Annotated in this window: 5 protein-coding genes; 3 read left to right on the top strand and 2 right to left on the bottom strand. The window is 68.5% G+C overall.

From position 1 onward, the window contains the following. Window positions 1–37: 37 nt before the first annotated feature. The 3 genes from MRY84_RS15645 (at window position 38) to MRY84_RS15635 (ending at window position 3,579) form a co-directional block, all read left to right on the top strand. Window positions 38–676 (top strand): pyridoxamine 5'-phosphate oxidase family protein, encoded by a 639-nt coding sequence (locus MRY84_RS15645; RefSeq protein ID WP_291506632.1) that lies wholly within the window; start codon window positions 38–40, stop codon window positions 674–676. A gap of 94 nt (window positions 677–770) precedes the next feature. Continuing rightward, window positions 771–1,523 carry a sulfite exporter TauE/SafE family protein gene (locus tag MRY84_RS15640; RefSeq protein ID WP_291506629.1) on the top strand — a complete coding sequence of 251 codons (753 nt, stop codon included), beginning with the start codon at window positions 771–773 and terminating at the stop codon, window positions 1,521–1,523. 106 nt (window positions 1,524–1,629) lie between these two features. Continuing rightward, the gene (locus MRY84_RS15635) at window positions 1,630–3,579 is read left to right on the top strand and encodes a diguanylate cyclase (protein ID WP_291506628.1); all 1,950 of its coding nucleotides are present in this window, start codon (window positions 1,630–1,632) and stop codon (window positions 3,577–3,579) included. Window positions 3,580–3,678: 99 nt separating this feature from the next. Here MRY84_RS15635 and MRY84_RS15630 read toward each other — a convergent pair whose 3' ends face one another. Then, entirely contained in the window at window positions 3,679–5,652 is a 1,974-nt protein-coding gene (locus MRY84_RS15630; protein WP_291506627.1) for an alkyl sulfatase dimerization domain-containing protein, read from the bottom strand. A gap of 143 nt (window positions 5,653–5,795) precedes the next feature. After that, complete coding sequence (locus MRY84_RS15625; protein WP_291506626.1) at window positions 5,796–6,788, bottom strand: tripartite tricarboxylate transporter substrate binding protein; 993 nt, start codon at window positions 6,786–6,788, stop codon at window positions 5,796–5,798. Window positions 6,789–6,847: the final 59 nt, after the last annotated feature.

Raw genomic sequence — 6,847 nt, 5'->3', positions numbered from 1 at the left:
GGCCCGCCCTGCCATCCCAACTAAAGACGCCACCGCCATGACCGTGGCCCCCGCACCGACCGACCCCCACGCCTTCGACACGCTGCAGCGCCTGGAGGCGCTGCTCGGCCAGCCCAGCGACGCATCGCTCAGCAAAGAGGTGCCGTACATCCACCCCGCCTACCGCGCCATGATCGAGGCCGCGCCCTTTGCGGTGCTGGCCACCACCGGCCCGGGCGGGCTGGATGCTTCGCCGCGTGGCGACCCGCCCGGTTTTGTGCAGCTGCTGGACGACAAAACCCTGCTGCTGCCCGAGCGGCGCGGCAACAACCGCGCCGACAGCCTGCGCAACATCGTGGCCGACCCGCGTGTGGCGCTGCTGTTCCTCATCCCCGGCGTGGGCGAAACCCTGCGCGTGAACGGCCGCGCACGCATCAGCGTGGCGCCCGATCTGCTTGCGCGCTTCGTGGTCAACGGCCAGCCGCCCAAGTGCGTGGTCGTGGTGGATGTGGAGACCGTCTTCTTCCAGTGCGCCCGCGCCATCCAGCGCTCGCAACTCTGGAGCACCGTGCCTACCGGCACCCCGCGCCCTGTGCCCACACCGGGCGCCATCCTTGCGGCCATCACGCAGGGCCAGTTTGACGGCGCCACCTACGACCGCGACCTGCCTGCACGCCAGCAGGCCACGTTGTACTGAGCTTTGTGGCCCGCTGCTGGCACCTCACTGCCTGCCCACACAATGGCACCAGGGCGCTGCCAGCACAGCGCGCAACCAATGCAGAGGGAGAGGCATGGATTCCGTTTTGTTGATCGTGGCGGTCGGCGCCGTTGCCGCAGGCTTTGTGCAAGGCCTGTCGGGCTTTGGTTTTGGCATGGTCGCCATGTCGTTCTGGGCCTGGAGCCTGGAGCCCCGCCTGGCGGCGGTGCTCACGGTGTGCGGCGCACTCACCGGCCAGCTGGTGGCCGCCGCCACCGTGCGCCGGGGCTTTGACCGCGTGCGCCTGCTGCCCTTTGTGCTGGGCGGCCTGGCGGGCATCCCCCTCGGCGTGGCCGTGCTGCCCCGCCTGGACATGGACGCGTTCAAGCTGGTGCTGGGCACCCTGCTGGTGCTGTGGTGCCCCGCCATGCTCATGGCCAAACAGCTCCCCCGCATCACCCGGGGCGGCCGTGTGGCCGATGCGGCGGTGGGCTTGGCAGGCGGTGTGATGGGCGGCCTGGGGGGCTTCACCGGTGTGCTGCCCACCCTGTGGTGCACCCTGCGCGGGCTCGACAAAGACGTGCAGCGCGCCATCATCCAGAACTTCAACCTGGCCATGCTGCTGGTGACCTTTGCCACCTACCTCGCCACCGGCCTGGTCACCCGCGAAGCCCTGCCCCTGCTGGCCATCGTCGTGCCCGCCATGCTGGTACCCACACTGCTGGGCACCCGGCTATACCACGGCATCAGCGAGGCCCGGTTCCGGCAGATTGTGCTGGGCATGCTGACGCTGTCGGGCGTGGCGATGCTGGTGGCCAGCGTCCCCAGGGTGCTCATGTATCGATAGCGGAAAGCGCTTTTCAGATGCGCGCTGGAGGCCTTTTTTTGTTGGCTTCTTGGTATTGCCATCCTTTCATCGACCAAGTGCGGATGCGCCGCTACATTTCGGGGGCATGGAGCACAAAGATGACACCACGCGGCCGCCGGACGCGGACGACCGTCTTGAAGCCAGGGCGCCGCGTCGCCGCTATCGGCTCGCCACGCCGCTGAGCCTGGCGATTGCGCTGGGCTGCATCGCGGCCGTTGCGGGCCTGTGGCTGGTCACGCTGCAGCGTGTGGCATTCGAGCGCGAGCAGGCCGTTGCTTCGGCCATGCAGTCCAACGCCAACCTGGCCATTGCCTTCGAGCAGCAGGTGTTCCGCACCCTCAAGGCGGCCGAGCAGGTGGCGGCCTTTGTGCGCGAGCAGTACCTGCAGCAGGGCACCGACATCAACCTGCGCGACTGGGTGGCGCGCGGCGTGATCCGTGAGCCCATGTTCACCATCATCAGCGTGGTCAACGAGCAGGGCGACATTGTCAGCAGCAGCCAGGAGACCGGGGCCGTCAACTACAGCGACCGCGCTTTTTTCCAGGCGCTGCAGCGCAGCGAGCGCGACGAGCTGTTCGTGAGCGAACCCGTGCTGGGCCGTGTGTCGGGGCAGTGGCGCATTCCGATGGCGCTGCGCATCGTGAGGGAGGGGGGGCGCTTTGGCGGCGTGGTGGTGATGTCGGTGGACCCGACGAATTTCACGGACTTTTACCGGCAGGCCGACCTGGGCACCCAGGGGCTGCTGGAGCTGACCGGGCTGGATGGCGTGGTGCGGGGCCGCAAGTCTGGCGGCAAGGTGAGCTTTGGTGCTGACGCGCGTAGCCTGCCCTGGTTCCAGCGGCAGGCGGCAGCGCCCGAGGACGATCTGATCGACGCCCACGGTGCGTTGGACGGTGTGCCGCGCATCCTCAGCTACCGCAGCATGGCGGGCCATCCGCTGATGGTGACCGTGGGCTCGGCCTCCAGCGAAGTGCTGGAACCCGTGATGCAGCGGCGTGCGGGCTACCTGGCCCTGGCTGCGGGCGCGAGCGTGGCGCTGCTGTGTTTTGGCGCGCTGCTCATCGTGGTGCTGGCGCGCCAGCGGGCCGTGGCCGATGCGCTCGCGTCCAGCGAGGGGCTGTTCCGCGCCACCTTCCACCAAGCGGCCACGGGCATCGCCCACATCACGCCCGAGGGCCGCATCCTGCGGGCCAACGACAAGTTCTGCCGCATGCTGGGTTATTCGCTGCAGGAGCTGCGCCAGCGCGACCTGTTTGCGCTGAGCGATGAGGGCGAGCGCGAAGCCGTGCGCCGCTTTCTGGCGCAGCGCCTGGTGGCGCACTCGCCCGTGTTGTCGCCTGAGATGGAGAAGGCCTACCGGCGCAAGGATGGCGGCCTGTTGTGGGTGTATGAGGCCCTGGGCCTGGTCAAGGATGCGCAGGGCCGCCCGGACTTCCTGGTGGTGGTGACGCAGGACATCAGCGCGCGCAAGGAGCTGGAGATGCGCCTGTCGCACGATGTGCTGCACGACGCGCTCACGGGCCTGTCCAACCGCGTGATGTTCCACGACCGATTGGCGCGTGTGCTCGAAACGGCCCGGCGCCACGGGCGGCACGCTGCAGTGCTCTATGTGGACCTGGACGGGTTCAAGTCCGTCAACGACCAGTGGGGCCATGCAGCAGGCGACCTGCTTCTGCAGCAGGTGGCACGGCGGCTGGAAGACTGCGTGCGCGCCGAAGACACCGTGGCGCGCCTGGGCGGCGACGAGTTCGGCATCGTGCTGGCCACCATCGAGCGGGCAGACCACTGCGAGGTCGTGGCCAGCAAGGTGCTGTCTGCGATGGAGCAGCCTTTTGTGCTGGAGGGGGCTGTTGCGCACATCTCGGCCAGCGTGGGCGCGGCGCTCTACCCGCGCCATGGCACCGATGCCGATGCGCTGCTCGCCCAGGCCGATGCTGCGATGTATGCGGCCAAGCAGGCAGGCAAGAACCGCTTCAGCATCGACACCGCACTGAGCCCGCTGGCCGATGACGGTGTTGCAGGTCCACCGGGCTGACAAGGGGCCAGCCATCGAGGGATGGCTCTGGTGTTGCGCTCCTCATTTGGGAGCATTGAGCGCATTATCTATAAGCGCTAGCGGCCTGTTTCATTCAAATCACCGCGTCATGATCGGAAAGTCACGCACCGGCTTGTCCAGCATGCCCATCAGCTGCCGCAGGGCCTGCGCATCGCCTTCCATGCGCAGCGCGCCAGAGGCGGCCAGCTCCTGCGGTGTGGCCTGGCCGTTCATCAGGCGCAGGAAGGAGGGTTTGGTGAGCAGCAGCGTGGCGTCTGCGGGCCAGGGTGGTGTGCCCGGGCGGTGGTGCAGCACTGCGTTCTCAATCCACAGACCATGGTTTTCTTCGGCGTCGGTAAAGCGCAGTGCCACGGCCAGGCGCACGCCGTCCGCGCTCGGGCCGTTGAGCGAGGCGGCCATTGCATCGAGGAACTGCGGGATGGGGGTCTGCATGAGCATGTCGGCCACCGCAGAGCGCGGGCCTGACGCGTTGCGCTGTGCAGTGCCATGCCGCAGTTCCTGCGCGCCGGTCAGGTAGAAGTTGCGCCAGGGCGCGGATTCAGCGGCGTAGCCCATCTGCTCAAAGCTGCGCGCCATCAGGTCTTTGGCCGCTGCGTTGTTGCTGTCCGCCAGCAGCACATGGCGTAGCAGCTCGGCCGCCCAGCGGTAGTCGCCCGCGTCAAAGGCCTGGCGCGCGGCGGCCACCGCAGCGTCGGCGCCGCCTGCCAGGGCCACGTAGCGGCGCGCGGCCTCCACGGGCGGCAGCGGGTCGAGCGTGGCGGGGTGCGCGTCGAACCAGCCCAGGTAGAACTGCGCCACCGCGCGCACGTTGTGTCTGACGGTGCCGTAGTACCCGCGCGATGCCCACTGCGCCGCCAGCGTGGAGGGCAGTTGCACGGCCTCGGCGATCTCGCCGGGTGTCAGCCCGGCGTTGAGCAGGCGCACCGTCTGGTCGTGCAGGTAGCGGTAGGTGTCGCGCTGCGTGGTCATGAAGGTGTCGATGCGCTCGCGGCCCCACACCGGCCAGCCATGCTGCAGGAAGACCACATCCGCACGGCTTGCGTGCGCAATGGCGCCGTCGATGTAGCGCGACCACGCCAGCGCGTCGCGCACCTTGGCGCCGCGCAGGGTGTAGAGGTTGTGCAGTGTCTGCGAGACCAGTTCTGCCGCACCGAACGCGCGCAGGTCGGGCAGCTCGAACACCATCTCGGCCGGGGCTTCGGAGCCTGGCACGTTGTGGAACACGAAGCGCACGCCATCAATGTCGAGCGCCTGCGTGGGCTGGTCGATGAGCACGGTGGGCGGCAGGATGCCGATGCGCCCGACCGCCACGGCCATGCCCAGGCCGTTGTCCACCACGCCGCGCGCATCGCGTGGCAACTGGCTGCCATACATGAAGCCCGCGCGGCGCGACATGGCGGGGCCGAGCAGCAGGTTCTCGCTGGTCGCCTCCTCCATGAAGCCCACCGGTGCCACGATGGGCACGCTGCGTGCTTTGGCGTCCTGCGCGGTCAGCACGCCCAATGCGCCGCCGAAGTGGTCCACATGGCTGTGCGTGAACACCAGGCCCGACACGGGTTGCGCGCCCAGGTGCTGGCGCGCGAAGGCGAGGGCGGCCGCCGCCGTCTCCTGCGTGGTGAGCGGGTCCACCACGATCCAGCCGGTGCGGCCCTGGATGAGCGTGAGGTTGGCCAGGTCGAACCCACGCAGCTGCCAGATGCCCTCACGCACCTGGTACAGGCCGGGCGTCTGGTTCAGGCGTGCATGGCGCCACAGGCTGGGGTGCACGGTGGCGGGGGCCTCGCCCTGCGCAAACTGCAGCGCATCAAAGTCCCACACCACCTGGCCCTGTGCGTTGCGCACCTGGCCGCTGGGCCTGGCGATCAGGCCCCGGCGCGCGTCCTCGAAGCTGGCGGGCGCGTTCACGTCCAGTGTGCCCAGGGATGCGGCCTGGCGCGCACGCGTGGCGGCGGTTGCGTCCTGCCGGACATCGGCCACCTGCGCAAAGGTTGCAGGTGCCAGGCCCAGCAGGAGTGGCAAGGCGAGTACCGCAAGCGTTGGGAGGTTTCGCATGGGGTTTTGGAACCTTTTTGAGATGAAAAAAGCCTCAAGCGCACAATTTATATGCGCTGGCAGCTATCAAAATTGAAGTAATGCGTTGCCTGGTACGGACGGGTAGGGCCCGCGCACGTGGGCGCGTTCACCCCTTCGCGCCATCACATCGGCTCCAGCCTGATGCGCTTCATCATGGCTTCGGTGAAGCCGATTTCCTTGCCGAAGGCCCGAGTGAAGGTCTCGCCGTCTTGCGGGTGGACCATGCCGCCTTGCTCTTCGAGCGCGGTCACCACGGAGGGCTGGCGCAAGGCGGCTTCGAACGCGGCGCGCACGCGGGACACGATGGCATCGGGCGTGCCGGTGGGCACGGAGACACCGCCCCACGAGGTCAGCTCCACGCCGGGCAGGCCCGCCTCGGCCAGCGTGGGCACGCTGGGCAGCTTGGGATTGCGCGCGGGCCCGGTCACGGCCAGTGCGCGCAGCTTGCCAGCCACGATGTTCGAGTACGCCACGGCGGTGATGGGTGCGCCAAAGGTGACCTGCTGGCCCAGCACCGCGTTGACGATTTCCGACGCGCCCTTGTACGGCACATGCGTGGCCTGCGCCTGGCTCACGCTGAGCACCATCTCCACCCCCAGGTGCGAGGGCGTGCCGACACCGCCCGAGGCGTAGTCCAGCTTGCCGGGCTGCGCACGCAGGCGCGCGAGCAGGTCGGCCAAGCTGCGGATGTCGCTTTGCGCGTGGACGATGACCACCGTGTCCGAACTGGTGAGCCCGATCACATGGCGAAAGTCCTTGAGTGCGTCGTAGCCCGGCTGTTTGTACATGCGCATGCTGGCCGCCATGGGAGAGCCGGCGTAGACCCAGGTGTAGCCGTCGGGCGCCGCCTTGGCCGCCTGGCGCGCACCCAGGTTGCCGCCTGCGCCGCCCTTGTTCTCAATGACCACGGGCTGGCCCAGCTCCTTGGCCACGGCCTCGGCCACGATACGGGCGGTGGTGTCCGGGCCCGTGCCGGCGAGGTAAGGCACGACCCATTTGATGGGGCGTGCAGGCCATGTCTCGGTGGCCAGCGCGGGTGCGCCGGCCAGAAGCGGCAGCAGGCCTGTGGCGATCAGGGCGCGGCGGCGCAAGTGGAGGATGGGTTGCTGGGTCATGTCTTGTCTCCGTGTCATTTTCTATGAGGGTTGTCTTGGCGCGCGGCGGGTGGCGCTGC

The organism is Acidovorax sp. (genome assembly GCF_022763525.1).
Classification (GTDB): domain Bacteria; phylum Pseudomonadota; class Gammaproteobacteria; order Burkholderiales; family Burkholderiaceae_C; genus Acidovorax.
This window is presented reverse-complemented; position numbering and strand designations above follow the sequence as displayed.